At 40.7% G+C, this 21,133-nt stretch carries 15 protein-coding genes; all 15 read right to left on the minus strand.

What is annotated here, in order from left to right:
* Nucleotides 1-7: 7 nt before the first annotated feature.
* The 15 genes from ACGHIY_RS07400 to proC all read right to left on the minus strand — a co-directional run bounded on the left by ACGHIY_RS07400 (nt 8) and on the right by proC (nt 21,115).
* The gene (locus tag ACGHIY_RS07400; RefSeq protein ID WP_390525448.1) at nt 8-3,415 is read right to left on the minus strand and encodes a DNA polymerase III subunit alpha; all 3,408 of its coding nucleotides are present in this window, start codon (nt 3,413-3,415) and stop codon (nt 8-10) included.
* Between the two features lie 12 nt (nt 3,416-3,427).
* On the minus strand, nt 3,428-4,195 hold the full coding sequence (locus ACGHIY_RS07405) for a M48 family metallopeptidase (RefSeq protein WP_042975903.1): 768 nt from the start codon (nt 4,193-4,195) through the stop codon (nt 3,428-3,430).
* Between the two features lie 245 nt (nt 4,196-4,440).
* The gene (locus tag ACGHIY_RS07410) at nt 4,441-5,205 is read right to left on the minus strand and encodes a DUF3969 family protein (RefSeq protein WP_039965274.1); all 765 of its coding nucleotides are present in this window, start codon (nt 5,203-5,205) and stop codon (nt 4,441-4,443) included.
* Between the two features lie 22 nt (nt 5,206-5,227).
* The gene (locus ACGHIY_RS07415) at nt 5,228-9,901 is read right to left on the minus strand and encodes a hemagglutinin repeat-containing protein (protein WP_390525449.1); all 4,674 of its coding nucleotides are present in this window, start codon (nt 9,899-9,901) and stop codon (nt 5,228-5,230) included.
* Nucleotides 9,902-10,182: 281 nt separating this feature from the next.
* Nucleotides 10,183-10,812 carry an RloB domain-containing protein gene (locus ACGHIY_RS07420; protein WP_287533427.1) on the minus strand — a complete coding sequence of 210 codons (630 nt, stop codon included), beginning with the start codon at nt 10,810-10,812 and terminating at the stop codon, nt 10,183-10,185.
* A 9-nt stretch (nt 10,813-10,821) separates the two neighbouring features.
* Nucleotides 10,822-12,078 carry an ATP-binding protein gene (locus ACGHIY_RS07425; protein WP_287533426.1) on the minus strand — a complete coding sequence of 419 codons (1,257 nt, stop codon included), beginning with the start codon at nt 12,076-12,078 and terminating at the stop codon, nt 10,822-10,824.
* 255 nt (nt 12,079-12,333) lie between these two features.
* On the minus strand, nt 12,334-12,795 hold the full coding sequence (locus tag ACGHIY_RS07430; RefSeq protein WP_287551548.1) for a helix-turn-helix domain-containing protein: 462 nt from the start codon (nt 12,793-12,795) through the stop codon (nt 12,334-12,336).
* 46 nt (nt 12,796-12,841) lie between these two features.
* The gene (hemL, locus tag ACGHIY_RS07435; protein ID WP_008602585.1) at nt 12,842-14,146 is read right to left on the minus strand and encodes a glutamate-1-semialdehyde 2,1-aminomutase; all 1,305 of its coding nucleotides are present in this window, start codon (nt 14,144-14,146) and stop codon (nt 12,842-12,844) included.
* Between the two features lie 9 nt (nt 14,147-14,155).
* Nucleotides 14,156-15,130: a porphobilinogen synthase gene (gene hemB, locus ACGHIY_RS07440; protein WP_008602583.1), complete on the minus strand. Its 975-nt coding sequence runs from the start codon at nt 15,128-15,130 to the stop codon at nt 14,156-14,158.
* Between the two features lie 9 nt (nt 15,131-15,139).
* Nucleotides 15,140-16,648 carry a uroporphyrinogen-III C-methyltransferase gene (gene cobA / locus ACGHIY_RS07445; protein WP_039965272.1) on the minus strand — a complete coding sequence of 503 codons (1,509 nt, stop codon included), beginning with the start codon at nt 16,646-16,648 and terminating at the stop codon, nt 15,140-15,142.
* Nucleotides 16,645-17,583 (minus strand): hydroxymethylbilane synthase, encoded by a 939-nt coding sequence (gene hemC / locus ACGHIY_RS07450; RefSeq protein ID WP_287511357.1) that lies wholly within the window; start codon nt 17,581-17,583, stop codon nt 16,645-16,647. Before hemC ends, cobA begins: the two co-directional genes overlap by 4 nt.
* Nucleotides 17,584-17,587: 4 nt before the next feature.
* Nucleotides 17,588-18,859, minus strand: a complete 1,272-nt coding sequence (hemA, locus tag ACGHIY_RS07455) for a glutamyl-tRNA reductase (protein WP_021148479.1) — start codon at nt 18,857-18,859, stop codon at nt 17,588-17,590.
* Nucleotides 18,828-19,475, minus strand: coding sequence for a bifunctional precorrin-2 dehydrogenase/sirohydrochlorin ferrochelatase (locus tag ACGHIY_RS07460; RefSeq protein ID WP_021148480.1), 648 nt, complete (start codon nt 19,473-19,475; stop codon nt 18,828-18,830). The genes hemA and ACGHIY_RS07460 overlap by 32 nt, the downstream gene beginning before the upstream one ends.
* A 57-nt stretch (nt 19,476-19,532) precedes the next feature.
* A complete protein-coding gene (locus ACGHIY_RS07465; protein ID WP_004695229.1) occupies nt 19,533-20,318 on the minus strand; it encodes an RNA-binding protein in 786 nt (261 codons plus the stop codon).
* Nucleotides 20,319-20,320: 2 nt separating this feature from the next.
* Nucleotides 20,321-21,115: a pyrroline-5-carboxylate reductase gene (proC, locus tag ACGHIY_RS07470; protein WP_215676348.1), complete on the minus strand. Its 795-nt coding sequence runs from the start codon at nt 21,113-21,115 to the stop codon at nt 20,321-20,323.
* Nucleotides 21,116-21,133: the final 18 nt, after the last annotated feature.

Genomic DNA, 21,133 nt, shown 5'->3' on the forward strand with positions numbered 1-21,133 from the left:
ACATATGTTATTGCACCTCTACGGAGCCCTCGCCTAGAATAGATTCAATAGCCTTGATGGATTCATCACTAGGGTCAAAGCACATATTTGGTGGCAGATTAATCCGTTTTCGTTGACGATGTAAATATAATGACGTTGGCACAGAGCCAGCGGTACTAGTCAATACGCGTTTTAAGGCTTCGCTATTTTCTGGCGTATCATATTGGCTATAAATGTGGATTGCCACCTGTTTTGCCTGACTATAGTTTACCTTTAATGGCGTAATGCGGTCTGCAATAATTTGCACGCCCTTTTCATCCGCATCAACCCGACCTTTTACCTTAACAATCATATCGACTGCAAGGAATTGCTGGCTTTGACTAAAGACCTTAGGGAATGCCACTATATTAGCCGCACCAGAATAATCTTCAATGCGAAGAATGGACATAACCTCATTGCGCTTTGTCATGCGATCCGATTTATTTTCAATAAGACCGCCAAAGGTAATGGTTTGACCATCGTATTGCTCTGGATTTTCTACGAGAGCGCCCAGTTCAAAGAGGCCCTCCAACTCCTTCGCATATCCTTGCAATGGATGTCCCGTAATATAAAAGCCAGTGTATTCCTTTTCATCCTTTAACTTATCGTCTTCCGATAAATCTTCCACATTGGGAACTGGAATAAACTCTACCGCCTCTTCCATATCACCAAAGAGACTCATCGTCCCCATAGCGGCATCCTTTTGCTCTTTAGCACCAACGGCTTGGGCGCTTTCATACATGTGTAGCAACTGATTCCGGTTTTCCTGGAAACCATCCATAGCACCGCAACGAATGAGACTTTCAAGAAGTCGTTTATTCACAACTCGATTATCCACCCGTTTACAGAAATCTACAATATCCGTATAGAGGCCGTGCTCATTGCGCTCGCGAATCAAGCGATCGATAGCATTGTCCCCTACGTTCTTGATACCACCAAGACCGAAACGAATAGCGTCGTCTTGCACGGCAAAACTGCGCTCAGAATAGTTAATATCTGGGCCTAGTACCTTAACATTGTGCTTCTTGCAGGCATTGATATAATAAGTCAATTTCTGCATATTCTGCATGAAACTAGTCATGGTTGCGGCCATAAACTCTGGGAAATAATGGGCTTTCAAATACGCCGTTTGGTACGCAATATACGCATACGCCGCACTATGTGATTTATTAAAGCCATAGCCCGCGAAGTATACGAGCAAATCAAATACTTCGTTCGCCACGGATTCATCGATACCGTTTTTAACGGAGCCCTGAATAAAGGACTCCCGCTGTGCCTTTAAAACAGATTCCTTTTTCTTACCCATGGCGCGGCGCATCAAGTCCGCTTGACCAAGGGAGAATCCCCCCATAGCGGACGCAATTTGCATAACCTGTTCTTGGTATAAGATTACCCCGAAGGTATCTTTCAATATGGGTTCCAATATGGGATGTAAGTAGGTAACCTCTTTTTTACCGTGACGGCGGTCGATAAAATCCGCCACCATGCCAGATCCTAGTGGGCCTGGACGATACAAGGCTACCAATGGAATTAAGTCTTCAAAATGCTCAGGCTTAAGGTCCATAACGAGCTTTGTAATACCTTCCGATTCGAGCTGGAATACGCCAGAGGTATCGCCCTTAGTGAGGATATCACAAGCTGCCTTGTCGTCGAGTGGAATAGCATCTAAATCGAGGTCAATACCACGGTTCGCCTTGATGAGCTTTAAGGCATCCCCCATAACCGTTAAGGTACGGAGGCCCAAGAAGTCCATCTTTAAGAGGCCTAACTCCTCGATATTGTCCTTATCGTACTGCGTTACAAAGCCTTCATCGTTAGCATTTTGTACCGGTACATGGTCATCTAAAGGATCTGCAGAAATTACAACGCCCGCCGCATGAGTGGACGAATTTCGCGCTATGCCTTCTAGCTTTTTACCAAAATCAAATAACTCTTTAACATTTGGATCGGCTTCGTATAAAGCTTTTAACTCTTTGCCTTGTAGAGCCTTATCTAAGGTAATCCCCAGTTCGTTGGGAATCATCTTAGCGATGCGGTTTACTTCGGCTAGTGGCAAGTCTAGTACACGACCTACGTCACGAATAACAGCACGAGCCGCCTCTGTACCAAAGGTAATAATCTGAGATACACGAGCTTGACCGTATTTTCTCGTCACATATTCGATGGCTTGACCACGCTTTTCATAGCAGAAGTCAATATCGATATCGGGCATGCTTACCCGTTCTGGATTCAAGAATCGTTCAAAGAGCAAATCGTATTTTAGTGGATCGAGACCTGTAATACCTAAAAGGTACGCTACTACAGAACCTGCCGCAGAACCACGGCCTGGTCCTACTAAGATATCGTGCTCACGGGCATACCGCACATAATCCCACACGATGAGGAAGTAATCCTCAAAACCCATCGTACCGATAACATCTAACTCGTAGTCGAGACGCTTTTGTAACTCTTCAGACGTTTCACCATAAAGGCGTGGAATTTCTCGTTCACAAACCTTACGTAAATACGTTTTAGAGGTTTCCCCTTCTGGCACATCAAAGTGCGGCAAGTGATGTTCATCAAAATTAAACTCTACATTACAGCGGTCTGCAATTTTTAAGGTGTTTTCGATGGCCCCCGGAATATGTCCAAATAGCTCTACCATTTCATCCCCAGACTTGAGATAAAACTCATCATTAGGGAATTTTAAGCGGTCTACCTCAGCACGGCGACGGCCTGTAGAAATACAAACCTTAATATCTTGCGCGTCCGCATCCTCTTTTAAGACATAATGGAAATCGTTAGACGCTACAATGCCAAGACCATATTCCTTGCTGAGCTTAATGAGCTCCTCTTGGGCCTTAGCCTCCTCTGGCAAGCCATGATTTTGAATTTCTAAGAAGAAATTATCCTTGCCGTACGTCTCGATATACCATTCGATGGAACGCTTGGCGCCTTCCATATTGTCTTGCAAAATATACTGAGGAATTTCTCCTTGAATACACGCACTAAGAGCAATAATTCCTTTGCTGTATTGACGCAATAAATCGCGGTCTGCACGAGGACGATACAACATACCTTCCGTAGATGCTTTAGACACGATTTTAACGAGATTACGATACCCTTCCATGGTCTCTGCCAATAGGATGAGATGTTTTAATCGTTCACGGCTACGACCTTCGGGACGATCGAATCGGCTATGTTCCGTTACATACACTTCACAACCGATGATAGGCTTAACGCCTTGGGCTATACATTCTTTATAGAAATAAATGGCTGCGTACATATTGCCATGGTCCGTAATGGCAAGGGCGGGCTGATTTAACTCCTTCGCACGACGTACCATGTCAGGCAAACGACTGATGCCGTCAAGCAAACTAAACTCTGTATGACTATGTAAATGTACAAATGGCTGCATGGTACACCTCCTTTAAGGGCGATGAGCAAAATACACGTTCAATGACTTCTTACGAGCCTTCCAATCTGGCAAAAACTGTGCCACGAGATTGTGAAAGTTCTTGGAATGGTCTAAATATTTAAAATGAGCAAACTCATGAACCATAACGTACTCAATATACGCCTGTGGTCCCTCTAACAAACGGGTGTTCATCTTGACGAGCTGCTTTGCAGGCGTACAAGAACCCCAACGACTCTTCATTCGCTGCTGTTTTATGATTGGCATAGGCACATCAATACCTTGCTTGTGAAAGCGCTGATACACGACCTTTGCCCAGTGGACAAAGACCTTCTCCCCTAAATTACGCCAGTAACTCTGCATTAATTTATGCTTTGCTTCAAAGGTCGTACCCTGAGGTACAACCATGGTAAGAATGGCTTTCCCGTCAAAGCCTATGTGAGGCTTTCCATCCTGCTCAACTAAGCGCAACGTAACTGGAATGCCGAGGATGGATAAACTTTCACCATTCACATACTGCAACGCATCGACGCGCTTGGCATTCAATGCATCAATCTTGTAACGAGCCCGCTCAATGAAGGACATATTCTCGATGACAAACTTGTCCACCCTATAATCCGGCACATACCCATTCGCCGACACATGGATCACACCATCCTTTGTAATGCGCATGTTCATGTTCTTCACACGCTTGATGGTTAACTCATATTCAATTCTGTCGCCATTATAGGTAATAGACCTAGTTGTTGAAGTATTCATACCTTTTATTTTATCATAAAACACTCATGAAAACGTAGAATTCTGGTAATTTTAATAGAACTACTTAGATTTTAATCAATACTGATTTTTATTAGTTTTCAATATAAAAATGACACCTATACCAGTCCCTTATGAAAGGTATAGATGTCATTAAAATAAGCTTATAACATTTAACACTAAATATTATTTAAGGATAGAAGTTAATAAAGGTTAATCCCAAAATTAAAAGTAATCATAAGTATAGAACCAACTTAATAATCTTTTAGAATCTATAATCCCAAGTCTATAAACTTCCCTAAAACTTTAATTTGCCAGAACATCCCTCTAGTAGCTTTTAAATCAATGTCTGTTTTTAACTTATCAAAACTCACATCATAAAATGGTAATAATACCTGTAATGATGCTAATTTTGCTTTCATAGTAATTAATTCTTTACTTAATTGCCCGGATATATTAGTATCAACTATCTCCTGTAAATTGGAAATACATGCTTGAAAATCTTCATTCTGAATACGTTCACACGTATATATTTCAGACAAATAGGTCTGTTTAATACAACTTAAGATTGATTCAGAAATGAATTCAGGTTTTTGTAAGACTTCATACAATCCTAACAAAAACAACGCCCAAAATATCTCCTCTACATAATCGGTAAAGAAATAGATACCGAACTTCTTTTCATCATGTGTAGAAATCTTTAACGCTTCAGATAAAGTATTACCCTCTAACTCCCGTTCTATTAAAGCAATCCAACTACTGCATTCAATATCATCTAACATATCATTTAATGGTGGTATAGGAATCCTACGAGCCATCCACTCATCAACATCCTCTAAACTCATCCCATCTCCAATAATATTTAACAATTTATCGGACAGATGTGCTTTTCTACACATTAATCGAATTAACATACTAAATATGTAATATTCTAGAATGGTCAAATCAATATAATTTCGTCTATATGCCTTAACAGCGCCCAATATAAAGACCATTAAAAATGTATCTAAACTTTTTTTATTTTTAAAATAGATCATATTTATACCTCTGTCCACTAATTTATTTTAGCTTTCGATTTACCGGTTCATCATTAATTCTTTTTATCTTTGGATTAAATATTTGTCCATTTCTATTTTGGAAATAATGGATTTCTATATCATTTCCATTAATATCTTTCCCATGGTCATATATTTTTTTCCAATCGCCCCCTACATCTTCTTTTAATTGTTTACCGAGACCATCCTCATTTTTTATATTTAATTTATCTTTTTGGTAACTCTTAAACCCTTTAGGTAATGACTTTAACTCCTTCAAGGAGTTATAAACCTTCTTAATTCGATCATTTACAGAATATAATCCACTAGATAAATTAGTATTAGACTTATTATCATTCTTATTTTTATTATTAGAGTTTCTATTAAGATTATCTAAATTTTTCTTAGAATTTTCTTCCGATATAGATTTAGCCTTACTCTTATCCGGATATTTATTTGCAAAATGAATCCCATCAGGTAATGGACTCCCTGCTCTAATTTCATCTATTGTAAATGACGATTCCGGACTCAATCGTTCGTCTGCATAGTGTAGTGCAACTGTTGTAGAAATCGTTTTCCCAGTTAACGTTGATTGAAAAGAATTAGTATGAGTATTAAATACCAAATTATCATTTGGATTATCTACAAATATTGCATCACCTTCAGTATGTGTTGAATGTACAACCTGGCCTGTTGATATGTTTTGCAATCTAGAAAATGGAGAATTGCCATCAGAACCAATATCTACCCAATTATCTGTACCATCAGGACCAATAACACGTCCTGTGAATATAGTTGCCCCCGATGTGCTTATGCCTCTAAAATATCGGCGACCAAGACTATCATATTCACCGGTGTCTTTATATGTATTTCCATCTGCTGCATGATATACATTAATAGGCTGAAACCCAGTATCTAAATTATAATTTTCTTGAACCCGTAATGAAGTGCCAGGATAAGATACGGTTATAGCCCATGGACCACTATAAACTGGAGCCGCTCCAGTTTCAATAGAGCTATCATCAACACGCTCCATCAATGTTCCACCTGATTCAACACCAGAAGTTATTTTGCCTCTATAAAATGCACTGCCAGGAATATTAGCCATTGTACTTTCATCAAAAGTAGTAGGCTCGCCCGAACCAGTTACGAGTGGAGTACTTACTAAATTCCCAGCAATTAAAGCTGGTGATGCATTCTTTGCTAGGCCATAAACACCTTTACCAACTGAAGCTAAAGAGGCTATAGTATTTGAGACTCCTGGATTCCAAACAAGATCCTCATTCCATTTTGTAGCATAAGATGCTGATGCCGCACCACTATTACTTGATTCACCACTTACTTTATTAACAACCCCGCCTACGGCAGCACTCAACCATTGTGCTACAGCTGGATCATGTTTAGCTACTTTCTTTATTTCACCAATTAGCAACTCATTAGTCATAGTAGCTTTAAACCCGCTACCCGGTGCATTACCAGCCATACGTGCTGCTACTTCACCTATGATGCCATGTGCAATAGATTTAGCGATTTTGCCATCTTTCGTTGTTGGTTGCCAGTTATGTAGTTGTTCAAATGCATTTTTAGAGAATAGACGTGCTAATTCTTGACGCTCTTCAATTTTCTTTTTATCAAAAATCTTATCTAATTGATGTAATGTATTTTCTGTGTTTGTGTTAATGGTTTTAGTATCAATTTCTTTACCATCTACAGTTAGTATACCATCAGAGATTGCAGATTGAGTAGTAGATCTTGCTTTACCTTTAGATCCTACGCCTAAGTTTGGAACTAGACCGATATTGTTATAAATCTTATCATAGCCTTTTTTATCGTTAGTCTTCATCTCTTCGAGTTTCTTTTTACTGCCATAGTAGTTATAGCCAATACCGTTGTTGCTATATGTATATTCGGCTTCGTTCTTGATATCTTTCATCTCTAGAGATTTTGTAGTCAGTTTATTCTTAGTTTTTGGAGCGTTACTTTTAATTAGAGCACCTTCTAATGTAGTACTGTTACCTACATTAATGTCATAGCCTTCTTCTCCTGCATAAATGCCAGCTTGTTCTGTTACACTCTTCCATTTGCTATCAATTCGTCCTACACTAGCATTGATACTACCAGTTGGATTTTTGAAGTTAGGTTTAGAGGAAACAGAGAATCCCGCAGACTTACTATGTTCTTTAAAATTATCTACATCTTGTAAGCTTTGAATATGTAAATTACGACCTGTATCTACTTCTACCTTTTTACCAGATACGGTAGAACCAATAATATTTGTATCTCGTTTTGCTTTAAGCTGTGCTAATTGGGCAGCTTTAATCTTAGTAGGTACATAACTTTCTTGATGAGTTTCTCCATTTTGACGAGCCATATGAGCACTCGCATTAATATCGAGAAGGCCACCACCAGTTAAACTGATACTCGCTCCTGCACTCCAGCCAGAACTCTTATAATCATTTTTCACATCTACTGTATTCTTACCAGCCTTTATATTAATATCGCTAGCGCTAGCCAGACTAATGGATTCAGCAGATACGCTTTCACCAGTAAGAGTAATACCATTTTTCTTAGCATCACGAGCCGTTAGATGAACATCACCGTCACTAATAATAGTACCACCTTTATAAGTTGCAGTATCTACTGTTTGACCTTGTTTCTGTGATGTACTACCAATTGATACAGATAAATTAACAGCATCATCAATATTTTTAGGACCTCGTTTAGCTTTACCATTTACTTTTTCAACTTTACCAGTCACTGCATCTCGTATTTTAACTCCATGTAAAGCACTATCTACAGCTTCATATCCGTCTTGTAACTGTTTACGAGCTTCATTAAGTTCAAGTGCTGTCAAACGTTTATCATCACGGCCTCCAGCTTGTTTAATAGTTCGCGTTGCATTCGTTACACTATCAGCTATAGCACCACCTAATGCCACCGTTAAGCCGGACTTTTTATAGCGATCATCATGTGTCATATGTTGCGTATCAGTATTACCATCAAGGGTCACTGCAGCGCCCTCAATTGTAGTAACGGTTTTACTTACTACATCGGCACTAGTAAGATGTACCGTATCATTTGCCGTAATGTTTACATTGCCCTTCGTACTAGCAATAGTATTACGTACGGTTTCCTCTTCACGATTGGTATCATCTATATTTCGTTTTTCTGTACCAATAGTAAATCCGATACCACTTCCCATTAAACCTGAAGTTTTATGACGATATGTACTCGTTTCTTTCGTTACATTCTTATCTGCACCGAGTTCAACCTTGCCAGCTGCTGACACTTGAACGCCTTGTTCCCCCATCAGTTTAACGGATTGTCCCGTCACATCATGACCAGATTTAATCGTAACGTCTTTACCACTCACAACAGAACCTGTTACAGCAGTCACTTGTGCCACACTGGTTGCATCTGTACGTTCCCGTTTAACTAAACTTTTCTTCTTGTCCTTATACACATGGTCAACAGTACTTGTAGCCGCTGCAGTATCAAGTTTTACATTCTTACCTTTCACCTGTGCCTTATCAACAGCCAGAATTTCACTACCACTAAGTGCTACATCAGCATTAGCATCCACAGTTACATTGTTACCTTCCACACTGCTGCCTACAGAGGTTGCTTCATTCACTAAATCATGTGTTTCTGTAGTCTGAGAATGACCGCCACCGGATTTACCTTTGTCATATCGATGTTCCTCTAACTCATGATTCTCTGTCATGGCCTTCATCGTGACCTGGCGTCCAGCTGCCACGGTAGCATCCTTACCCGACGTCACCGTACCGGCCTGCATAGCGACATCACGACCGGCCGTCACCATAGCATCGCCTTTCGCCGCAATTTGACCTCGATCTACAGCGGTTATCGTTTCACGGCGGCTATTGGCACTATTCCATACAACCTTACTATTGCTGGCTTCATACTTGACGCCGTTATTGATAACATCACGATCTGCCGCTACGACAAGCTTTCCTTTTTCATTGGTTTGCTTAATCGTACCGCCCTCATTTATCACATCATGCTTAGCATACACAGTTGTACGGTCACGGCCTTCTATCGTGCCTTGTGTATTACGAACATCGGTATCCGCCACCACTGTTGTTGTGCGACCTTTAATCAGTCCGTTATCATTGTGTATCGTATTACCATGTACAGTTATCGCATCATCCGCCACTATGCTACCGCGATTATGCATCGTACCTACTTGCAAATTAATCGATTGAGCCTGCATATTCGCAGCCCCCTCAACACGTTGTGTGGTCGGCGCCAAATATAATGTTGGTACGAGTAAGGTTTCAGTCTTACCGTTCGGCAATACTACCGGTTGACTGACAAGCATTACCACATCTTCCGTCAATTGCTGTTGCTCCGACTCAGTTAATCCTTGTCCGAGCATCATCGATTTAGACTTCATCACGGTAAGACCTGCATCCATTAATTTACGGTACTGCTCTTCTTCCGTAAGTCCTGCCTGTAGTCTACTTTTACCTGTTTGACGTAAAATAGCCTGCATTACCAATTGTTGTTCGTAGTAACCATCACCTAATCGTTTTTGTGTACGCATAGGATTGAGTTGTAAACGATTGATAACATAATCAGAGGATAAGAAGCTTCTTCGATTGGTAAAATTTGGGTCAGTTTCCATCGCATACGTTGTATTCGGATTAGTGGATAACTGACTCATACTATTTAGCAAAGATTCATCTACTATAGCATCATTTTTACTGTATTTTACATGACCACAATATACAGCAACAAATACATCTTTTGGATTTATTTTAGTATTTTTATACTTTGCCTCATGATTATTGGTTGAGTCCCACCCCTTTTCTTGTAGAGGCTATATCTTATCACCAGACCTTCTTCACTAATATATTCATTGCCTTAAACTTCTATTATTAATACACAAAAAGTGCTAACCATCATATTGATTAGCACCTTTATATCAATTACTAGATTTCTCACTATCTAGTAGTACTATATTAAATTATTAATCTCTTCAATCCAATTTGTATCAGATTGCTCCAATTTGGAAAAGAATACATGTAAATTAGTACTATTAATTAATGCTGCATCCGTTCCTAATTCCATCGCACCTCTCATCATAATTTTATAACTATCTTTTGTAATATTTGAAACCAATTGAGTTCGCTGAGCTTCCTTAGCCGAATAATCTTTAATACCTGTATATTCTTCAATATAAGAAGCACTATGACGTTTCGATGGTGTACGTAATCTAACAGAATTATCCCAATGCAATAAAATAACTTGCATAGTGCATGGATTTGTAAACATCACCACATGTTGGCATGCAAATTGACAATCATGGAGCAAGTTAACTTTATTACAAATATCATTAAATTGTTCGTGCGGTTTCTTTTCCGTATCACAAACGATAACAACTAAATCATAATTTCCCTTTTGATATACATCTTGGTAAATAGGATACAAATTTCCATTGCCTTTTGCATCTCTAAGCGTAATATCATACACATTTGACCATACATTTAATGTTTTAAGCTGAGTTAGATAATCATATTCTTCTGAACCTTCACATATGATATAAATCTTCTTATTATCTTTCAGAGGCGGTAATAATGGAACCATATAGACCTCCTAGTATTTCGATTTAATTTCTAACAATGAATCAAAAAATGATGGATCAGGCAAGGCACCTAGTACACCTTTTTTATATTTATCAAAAAGATTAGTACTATCTCGAATGCCAGTATTGGCGGTTGTAAAATCAGCCAATGAATATAGATACACTTGTTCCTTGTCTTTATGAACGAACCAAATTTGTTCTTTTCTAAATAGCCTTTTACAGTCTAATAAAGTTACATCATGCACAGTAAATATAAGCTGGGCCATATTGTTTAATTCATTATTAAAAAGAGCCACAATAGCACGTGTTAAAGAAAAGTGTAAACTACTATCCAATTCATCAACAATTAAAATTCTACCTTCCTCTAATGCCTCAATAATATAACTTGCTAAAGCAGCAATTTTTTTTGTTCCCGTAGAATCAAATACCATACTTGGTACTGGATGTCCTTTGTACACAGAAATTAACTTTAATTGATCTAACAATTGTTCAGGCAAAGCTAAGGCACGTTCGTCCGCAATAGCTTTACCATTCTTTTTTAATTTTATATCCATATCTGATTCAGCATATTTAAAATCATCTAAGTATACATCAGCTTGTTTAATAAAATTAACAACCTTTTTCTGAATATTATTTTTATTCTTTAATAATTTGATAGTTCTATCAATTGGAATATTATTCATATTAATAATATCTATCGAACTAGCAAATCCAGTAATAATTCGTTTAATCTCTGCCAGTTTACTAAACTTAGATGTATCGATAGCATGACACAATAAAGCTTTATTTGCAACTACTTCCATCAAAGGTTCAACCTTAGGATCGATACATTTAAATTCCTGTTTTTTTATATCTTTTAAAATTAACGTATCTGACTTCTCATTATTATAATCATCATAATATTTATGTACAAAATGTTCATATATAATTTCTTCTAATTGGGCATCATACGTTATAGTATAATCATACTTCTTCTGTTCATATAAAAAAGCAATACCTAGTTCACAAATAGGACTATGCGTAAATAAATTAGGTATTAAATGGGTCTCATTATTTAGTAAAATATCAATAATACTTGCTATGCCTTTAATTAAACAAGTCTTCCCTGTATTATTAGGTCCATATACAGCCGTACTTTTTACAATATTATTTCCATTCTCTAAGTGTACATTTGATATAAACCTTTTAGTTCGCATATCTGCATTCGTAGAAAATACAACAGGTTTATTAAATGCTAATACATTATTTAATCTTACTTCCATTAACATATTAACACCTCCTCATAAATATTGTACTATATTTTTAATTTTTATGCTAATAATTTGCACAAAAAATAACCAAAGCAATTAAAGTCTTTAATAAGCTGAATTATATATATTAAAATAGCCTAGAGTGCATTCATAATTATCTATAAGTGCTTCTTTCTCTAGGCTAACTAAATTAATTTATAAGATTCTCTTTGCTGATTTACTATACGGCATCCAAAATCTAGTTCAATTATTCTGTACTCAATAATAGGCCTTCTACTTTATATTCCGTCGTGCCGCCAGACTACCAGCACTGCTAGCTAGTCCAGCCCGATTGATATGTGGGTTCCCATGTTTGTACGTCTTTGGCTTGCTGTCTTTATCTTCTACTTTTGATTTCTCAAATTTAGTAAATAGATTGTCTAGCTCACGCAAGAGCGCACGTTTTTGTGAGTCTTTCAACTCGAATACTTCACCTTTATAGGCGATGTATTTATTTTTTAATACAGGACTGAGATCATAGATGGGCTCGTGTTGTTCTCCATTTACATCCAACAGCTCATCCAAGGTCAATCCATAATATCGAGACAGAGCACAGAGTGTATCTAAATCTGGTTCGCGATACCCTGTTTCGTAATTTGAAAGCGCCGCATTACTGATACCTACGGCCTTTGCTACTTCGATTTGGCTTTTACCCATGCGCACGCGAGCACGCTTTAAGTTCTTGTAAAACTGCATGTTCATCACCTGTATCGATACATAAACAACTACAAACTATAACTTCTTATAATAATGTATCACTGATTTTTTTGAAAGCTTCATCAGCAACGGCTAATGTGCGTTCCACTTCACTGCTCTTATGGCAGATAGATACGAAATTACTTTCATAAGGACTTGGCGCATAGTAGATACCATGACTCAAGTTATGGTGGAAGAACATTTTAAATTGTTCTTCGTTGCAAGATGCTGCATCATCAAAGTTCTTAACTGGTTTGTCAGTAAAGAAGATGGTGAACATAGAGCCTACTCGTTGCACAACAACAGGCACATTGTATTGTGCCGCCAATCTTTCAAAGCCTTCGCAAAGGGCAATCGTCGTATCTTCTACTTGTTTAAACACCGTTGGATCCCGTTGCAGAATGGAAAGTGTTGCCAAACCAGAAGTAACAGCAATAGGATTACCACTCAATGTACCAGCTTGGTAAATAGGACCAGCTGGAGCAATTTGGTTCATAATCTCACGAGAGCCACCGAATACAGCAAGTGGCATGCCGCCACCAACGATTTTACCAAGGCATGTAAGGTCCGGTTTGATATTGTAACGTTTTTGAGCCCCACCGCTGCTAGCACGGAAGCCACACATGACTTCGTCAAAAATCAGTATAGCACCGTGAGCCTTAGTTACTTCACGCAAGGTTTCGAGAAAACCTGGTTCTGGAGGCACACAACCCATGTTACCAGCTACAGGTTCAACGATGATTGCCGCAATAGTATCGCCCATATCGTCGAATAATTTACGAACCGCATCAGAGTCATTGTATGGCAATGTTATGGTATTTTCTGCTACGCCTTGTGGAACCCCAGGGCTATCTGGTACACCAAAGGTAGCAAGGCCAGAGCCAGCTTTTACCAAGAGAGCATCGCTATGACCATGGTAACAGCCTACAAATTTCACGATGCGATCACGACCAGTATAGCCACGAGCAACGCGCAAGGCACTCATGGTAGCCTCTGTACCAGAGTTTACGAGGCGGATAACCTCCATGGATGGCATGAAGGCTTGTATCTTTTTAGCCAATTCTGTTTCTAGTAATGTAGGCGCACCATAGCTAGTACCGCGAGGAATAGCCTCTTGTAGGCTCGCGATAACCTCTGGGTTCGCATGGCCCAAGATCATAGGGCCCCAGCTCAATACATAGTCGATGTATTCGTTATTATCGATGTCATAAATACGGCTACCACTGGCACTGCTAATAAACGGAGGGTTGGATCCTACGCTGCGATAGGAACGAACAGGACTATTTACGCCGCCAGGCATATAACGTTTAGCCTCGTTAAAGGCCTTTTCAGATTTACCGAGTTGGAACATAGTTCCTCCTTATTGTTGTAACCATTTAGCAATATCTAAGGCATGGTACGTAATGATGATTTTAGCACCAGCACGCTTCATGGAAAGCATTGTTTCCATAACTAGGCGTTCTTCGTCGATAAGACCAGCCGCTGCGGCAGATTTAACCATCGCATACTCGCCAGATACATTGTATACTGCAACCGGCAATTCATAGCGGTCACGCGTTTCACGAACGATGTCCAAGTAGGACAAAGCCGGTTTAATCATGATAATATCCGCACCTTCAGCGATGTCGAGTTCGATTTCTCTGAAAGCTTCCAAGCGATTGGCTGGATCCATTTGATAAGATTTACGATCACCAAATTTTGGCGCAGAATTAACAGCGCCGCGGAACGGACCATAGTAAGCAGATGCGTATTTTGCAGCATAGCTCATGATGGATACATTGGTATAGCCTGCCGCATCAAGGGCTTCACGAATGGCACCTACACGACCGTCCATCATGTCGGATGGAGCCACCATATGTGCACCTGCTTCCGCTTGGCTCACCGCTACTTTACAAAGCAATGGCAATGTTTCATCGTTCAAGATTTCATGGTCATCGATCATGCCACAGTGACCAGTAGAGGTATATTGACACAAGCATACGTCAGAAATAACCAAGAGATTTGGCACGGCTTCGCGGATGGCTTTGATGGCTTGTTGTACTGGTTGGGACATATCCCATGCAGAGGAACCTTGCTCATCTTTGTATGTAGGAATACCAAAGATTTCTACACCACGCACACCAAGATCATACGCCTCTTGCGCTACTTTCACAGCCTCATCAACAGACAAATGATATTGCCCTGGCAATGTGTCGATTTCTTTTTTGATACCTTCTCCAGGCACAATAAATAATGGATAAATCAAATCAGTTACGTCGAGTGTCGTTTCGCGTACCAAATCTCGCATTTCTGGATTGATACGCAAGCGGCGAGGACGGTATGTTAAATCGTACATGTAATCCTCCTAAATATCTTTTACAATAGCGTTTACTAAGCCATCAGTTGTATATACATCACTAATGATAGCCGGTTTAAGACCTGCACTCATAGCCGTAGCAGCCGTAATTGGACCGATGCAAGCCACTTTAGTATTGCCTAATAGCTCTAGTGCATTGTCGCCCAATAATTGGATTGTATTTGTTACAGTAGAAGAACTTGTGAAGGTAATGTAATCTACATTGCCTTCTGTTAACGCTGTTACTAATGCTTCTTGTTGAGATGTATCTTGTGTAGTTTCGTATAAACGCAAGATATCTACATTCATATCGCGGTGACGCAAGCAACGTGGAATCACATCGCGTGCTACCTTTGGTTGAATCAACAGTACAGAATCCCCTGCATTGAGTTCTTCTTCAAGAGCCTCTACAGCAGATTCAGCCTTATAGTCTACAGGAATGATATCCGGTACGATGCCATATTTTTGAAGTTCACGAGCTGTAGCACAGCCGATAGCCGCCACTTTAGAATTACCTAAAGCACGTGTATCTTTGCCTTCTTTATATAGAGCATCAAAGAAGTAGCGAACCCCTTCACCAGATGTGAATACGATGCATTGGTATTCTTTTGTATTGTTGATGATGCGTTTATCTTCCTCAAACAATTCCAATGGAGATGTTTTAATTGCTGCTGCTTCCACTACATTAGCACCTTGAGCCGCTAATTTTTCACGGAATGCACTTGCTTGGGAGCGAGCGCGTGTGACTACGATAGTTTTGCCGAATAAAGGTTTATTATCAAACCATTGTAATTTTTCACGAAGGTTGACAACATCACCTACTACGATGATAGCTGGCGCTTTCAATTGAGCCTTTGCTACATCTTCAACGACATGTTCAAGGGTAGAAACTAATACCTCTTGTACTGTTTTTGTTCCCCACCGAACAAGCGCTACAGGTGTAGAAGCTGCTCGCCCATGAGCCATCAACTTTTCTGCAATGACAGGCAAGTTACCAACGCCCATTACAAAGCAAAGTGTATCTACCGCCGTAGCAAGGCCTTCCCAATGAATGCCAGATACTGCTTTTGTAGGATCCTCATGACCTGTTACCACCGCAAAGGATGTAGCCATAGCGCGTTGTGTTACAGGAATACCCGCATAAGCAGGCGCTGCGATGGGAGATGTTACACCTGGCACGAATTCAAATGGTACACCGGCTTCGCCAAGAGCCATCGCTTCTTCACCACCACGACCGAATACGAGCGGATCACCGCCTTTTAATCGCGCTACAATTTTGCCTTCTTTACCTTTTTGGACTAATAGCTCATTGATTTCCCATTGATGCATTGTGTGATCTTTACACTGCTTACCAGCGTAAATCAACTCTGCGTCTGGGCGCGCCCATTCTAACAAATGAGCATCCGCTAAATAATCATATACAATTACATCTGCCTTTTCGATGCATTCACGACCTTTTACAGTGATGAGTTTAACATCGCCAGGGCCCGCACCAATTAGATATACCATACCTGTCATTTTATGATTCCTTCCTCTATGAGAGCATCCACAATACGTTTGCCCCCTTCTTCGTATAAAGCTTTTGCAAGGTTTTTCCCAAGAATTTCACCTTTTTTAGCAGGGCCAGAGATTTCCCCTTCGTACACAGTTTTTCCATCGAGGGATGCAATCATGGCTTTCAAGGTTAATTGTCCTTTATTTATGGTACCATGCACCCCCATTGGCACTTGGCAACCACCGTTTAGTTGACGCAAGAAACTGCGTTCCCCTTCAACGGCATAGCGCGTTGCTTCATCGTTGATAGGAGCCAACATATCAAGCATTTCCGTATCGTCGGCGCGACACTCAATAGCGAGCGCCCCTTGTCCAACGGCAGGAATCATTTCATCAGCCTTGAAGACTTGTGTAATTTGGTCTTCTAAACCCAATCGTTTAAGCCCTGCTTGAGCCAAGATAACACCATCTAGCTTTTCCGTTTCGATCTTGCTCAAACGAGTTTGTACATTGCCGCGAATAACCTCTACCTTTAGGTCAGGGCGAACGTGTAGCAATTGAGCTTGACGGCGCAAGCTACTGGTACCAACACGAGCCCCTTGTGGCAATTTGTCTAGTGTTTTATACACAGGGCTCACCAGTGCATCATAAGGCACTTCACGAGCAGAAATAGCCCCAAGAGTGAGGCCTTCTGGCAACTCTGTAGGCATATCCTTTAAGCTATGTACGGCGATATCAATATCGCCTTTATGCATAGCCTCTTCTAGCTCAGCAGTAAATAAACCTTTACCACCAACTTGAGCCAGTGGTTTCTCTAGGATACGGTCACCCTTTGTATTAAAGTGAACTAGCTCTACCGTAATATTGGGGTACAGACGTTGTAATTCTGCACTAATATGTTCAGCCTGCCATAGGGCAAGGGCACTTTTTCGCGTGCCGATTCGAATATAATCTCTCATGGCATTAGCCTTCTTTCTCAAGATTAAACATATCTTTGAATAAGTCCCAGTACAAGCCTTCTTCCTCTGTACCAGCAATTTCGTTGAAGTGAATCATCGGTTCACGCAACATTTTGCGAATAATCATGCGACTCATCGAGTCCATAACACGGCGCTCTTTATCGGAAATATCTGGCAATTTAGCTAATGCGCGATGTAACTCACGACGGCGAATCCGCTCTGCCTTTTCTGTGAGCAATGCCATCATAGGACGCACTGTTAAATAGCTCAATTTATCCAACAAATCTTCAATAGCATCATGAATAATAGGTTCTGCCCGACGAGCTTCCTCTTCGCGCTGCGCCTTATTTTCTTCTACTACACTTTCAAGAGAATCAATATTAAATAGGTAAATACCGTCCAAGTCTGCCACCGCAGGATCGATATCGCGAGGCACCGCTATGTCGATCATAACGATAGGTTCACCTTTACGAAGAGTCGTAATTTTCTTGGCTTCTCGTTCCGTAATAATATAATGTGGCGCCCCTGTAGATGTGATAAGAATATCCGCATCTTTAGCATAGTCTACAAAGTTATCGAGCTTAACAGCTTTACCATTAAAGCGTTGCGCTAACATTTCAGCCTTAGCAAAGGTTCTATTAGATACGAAAATCGTTTTTACACCCTTCGCTTGTAAATGTGTAGCCGTCAACTCGCTCATAGTACCTGCCCCTAAAATGAGTACCGTAGCTTCAGATAATGGCTTATCTAAGCTATCCTCAGCTAGGTTAACAGCGGTGTAACTAACGGATACAGGCGTATTTGCAATGCCCGTATTGGTACGCACCTTTTTACCAACCCCAATAGCACGTTGGAATAAAATATTAAATATTGTGCCCGTACAGCCTGCGCTATAAGCCTGAATATAGGCCCCTTTTAATTGGCTCAAGATTTGGCCTTCCCCTAACACAAGGGAATCAAGACTAGCAGAAACGCGGAATAGATGCTCAATACAATCTCGTTCTTCGTAGAAGAAGAATGCATCTGCATCGATATGATCTGCTCCTTTTAAATCTTTTAACACTGCCAACATGTAATCCTTCGGGAATTCTACACCTTCTAAAGCAGCATAAATTTCCGTTCTATTACAGGTGGATAATATAACGCATTCTGAGATACAGTCAAATTCATAGAGGCGATTTAGTGCGGCAACTACCTCGTCTTTATCAAACGAGAAACGTTCACGCACCTCTACAGCGGCACTTCTATGATTTAGACCTAATACCACTAATTGCATAGTTTAGTTTCTCCTCTATAATCATCCACTCTCCCTTGAGAATGGCTTCAAATGTTTCTACCGTCAGATTGTCTCGCCAAAATTTCTGTCGAGCCTCTGGAGTAGGAAGTAGTAACTTTACTTCTTCTCTAAATATTTTAAGTCTAGGCATAGCCTTTTGCAACTGACCATAACGATTCATCATATCTTGTCGTACGAGACGATTGATACGAGGTCCTACATTATTGGCACTAATAGCAATATGAAGATCGCCGAGTTCAAGGGATGACGGCACAGTAAATCTACACGCGCTCGGATCATCACTGCGGTTGGTCCACACACGATGTTTTTTTCCTAGCTCATACAAGGTATCGTTTAGTTCATGATTATCTGTGCAGATAAACAGCAAACTACTCGAAATAATATGCTCTTCGTCGTCCATTGTGAAAGCCCGATCACACCAAGTGATGCGATTTTCCTTTGCCCATTGGCTAATCGTATCCGTTACAGCAGGAGCGATAACGACAATTTGGCAAGGCTCCTCAATAAAAAGCTGCATCCGTCGTTCCGCTACTTCTCCGCCGCCTACGAATAGGATTATATCTTCAGTTGTAGGTTGAAATGTTATGGATACCATGGCTGTCCTACTATATACAAAAAAATCGGCTTGATGGTCAAGCCGATTTTCAACTGCCTACATAAATCGTTTCAGATATACGCCGATACGCCCTTTACGAGAGGTACCTGTAATAGCTTCTACCTTCATTCGGCCACGACCACGCATGGAAATGACATCTCCTTCTTTAACCTCTTGGGATGCCCCCTTAGCTGGTTGCCAGTTTACTTGTAATAAGCCCGCATTGATAGCACTCACCAATTTAGTGCGAGATACACTAAATCCAGAACTTGCTACCGCATCTAAGCGCAAGGAAGCGACTGTAGTGCGAACTTCTTTAATTTTTTCTTCTTTTGGTGCAATATCTGATAACTCAATAGCCTCTACAGATACAGAAACCATAGCAATTTTCGTAAAGTTTTGAATTACGAAATCAGCCACGCTTTCATCCACCATAATCTGAGCGCCCCCTTGCTGGACGATAACGTCCCCAAATTTGGAGCGATCAATACCTAGTCCCATCAAGGAGCCTAGCACATCGCGGTGAGTGAGCAATCGGAACCGAGGGTCCCAATTCACCTTAAGAGCGCGAATACCCATATCCACAGTACCGTTAAAATCGCTGTCTACAAAAGCGATACGAATACGTTCCGCCCCTTCATAGCCACCGTCAGTTTTAACTGTTAACTGTGGGTAATTAGCCTTGATAGCATCTGCAATAACAAGGCCTGCAGGACTCGTAAAATCCGCCACACGGTATGGGCGACCTTTTACGACCTGCTCAGCCAAATCTAGCATGCGACGAGCTTCCTCGCCACTGCCACTGGCCTCGAAATATCGTATTAATTTACTAGTATCTGCCAAAATTATTTCCCCAACTCATTCGACCGAGCAAGACATGCTACTACGCCATCTTGGAGAGAACTGCGAAGTCCACCTTTTTCCATGGCACCAATACCCGCAATGGTGGTGCCACCAGGGCTTGTCACTTGATCTCGTAGTACCGCTGGATGATTGCCACTTTCAAGAACCATCTTACCTGCACCGTACATCGTTTGAGCCGCTGCCTTTATAGCCAACTGACGTGGCAAACCAATGCGAACGCCCGCATCAGCCAATGCATCAAGGATGACAAACATATAGCCAGGGCCCGCACCAGATAGTGCACCTAAGCGATCTAAATCGGCTTCGCTCACCACTGCTACCTCGCCTACAGCCTCAAATAAGGCTTGTACAGCACGACCTAAGTCAGTATTCACATCATCCCCGGCAAGTGCCGTCATGCCCGCACCGATAGAAGCCGGTGTATTTGGCATAGCTCTAAACCAGTTAGCTTGTGGAATAGCCGCATCAAGAGTATCTAAGGTGACACCTGCGGCAACAGAAATCATAACAGTCCCATAAGGTACTTCTTTTAAAGTCTCTAACACAGATGGTAACACTTGTGGTTTTACGGCCAATAGAATGGTATTGTACTCGTTTACATTAGGCAATGTAGTAAAACCTACTACACCAAGCTCCTCAGTGAGAGCCTTACATTGTTCTTCGCGACGCACTAGAATGTGTGTATCACAGGCTTTCAACACACCATGCTGTAATGCACCGCGCAATAGAGCGCCCCCCATTGAGCCAACGCCTATACATAGGGTTTTACCTAACATAGTTATCACCACCATTTA

This window comes from Veillonella parvula, from assembly GCF_042850485.1.
Classification (GTDB): domain Bacteria; phylum Bacillota; class Negativicutes; order Veillonellales; family Veillonellaceae; genus Veillonella; species Veillonella parvula_Q.

Excerpts from the sequence above, each read along its gene's own strand:
- ACGHIY_RS07400 (WP_390525448.1), bottom strand. The coding sequence starts at position 3,415 with ATGCAGCCATTTGTACATTTACATAGTCATACAGAGTTTAGTTTGCTT.
- ACGHIY_RS07410 (WP_039965274.1), bottom strand. The coding sequence starts at position 5,205 with ATGATCTATTTTAAAAATAAAAAAAGTTTAGATACATTTTTAATGGTC.
- ACGHIY_RS07420 (WP_287533427.1), bottom strand. The coding sequence starts at position 10,812 with ATGGTTCCATTATTACCGCCTCTGAAAGATAATAAGAAGATTTATATC.
- ACGHIY_RS07425 (WP_287533426.1), bottom strand. The coding sequence starts at position 12,078 with ATGTTAATGGAAGTAAGATTAAATAATGTATTAGCATTTAATAAACCT.
- ACGHIY_RS07430 (WP_287551548.1), bottom strand. The coding sequence starts at position 12,795 with ATGCAGTTTTACAAGAACTTAAAGCGTGCTCGCGTGCGCATGGGTAAA.
- hemL (WP_008602585.1), bottom strand. The coding sequence starts at position 14,146 with ATGTTCCAACTCGGTAAATCTGAAAAGGCCTTTAACGAGGCTAAACGT.
- hemB (WP_008602583.1), bottom strand. The coding sequence starts at position 15,130 with ATGTACGATTTAACATACCGTCCTCGCCGCTTGCGTATCAATCCAGAA.
- cobA (WP_039965272.1), bottom strand. The coding sequence starts at position 16,648 with ATGACAGGTATGGTATATCTAATTGGTGCGGGCCCTGGCGATGTTAAA.
- hemC (WP_287511357.1), bottom strand. The coding sequence starts at position 17,583 with ATGAGAGATTATATTCGAATCGGCACGCGAAAAAGTGCCCTTGCCCTA.
- hemA (WP_021148479.1), bottom strand. The coding sequence starts at position 18,859 with ATGCAATTAGTGGTATTAGGTCTAAATCATAGAAGTGCCGCTGTAGAG.
- ACGHIY_RS07460 (WP_021148480.1), bottom strand. The coding sequence starts at position 19,475 with ATGGTATCCATAACATTTCAACCTACAACTGAAGATATAATCCTATTC.
- proC (WP_215676348.1), bottom strand. The coding sequence starts at position 21,115 with ATGTTAGGTAAAACCCTATGTATAGGCGTTGGCTCAATGGGGGGCGCT.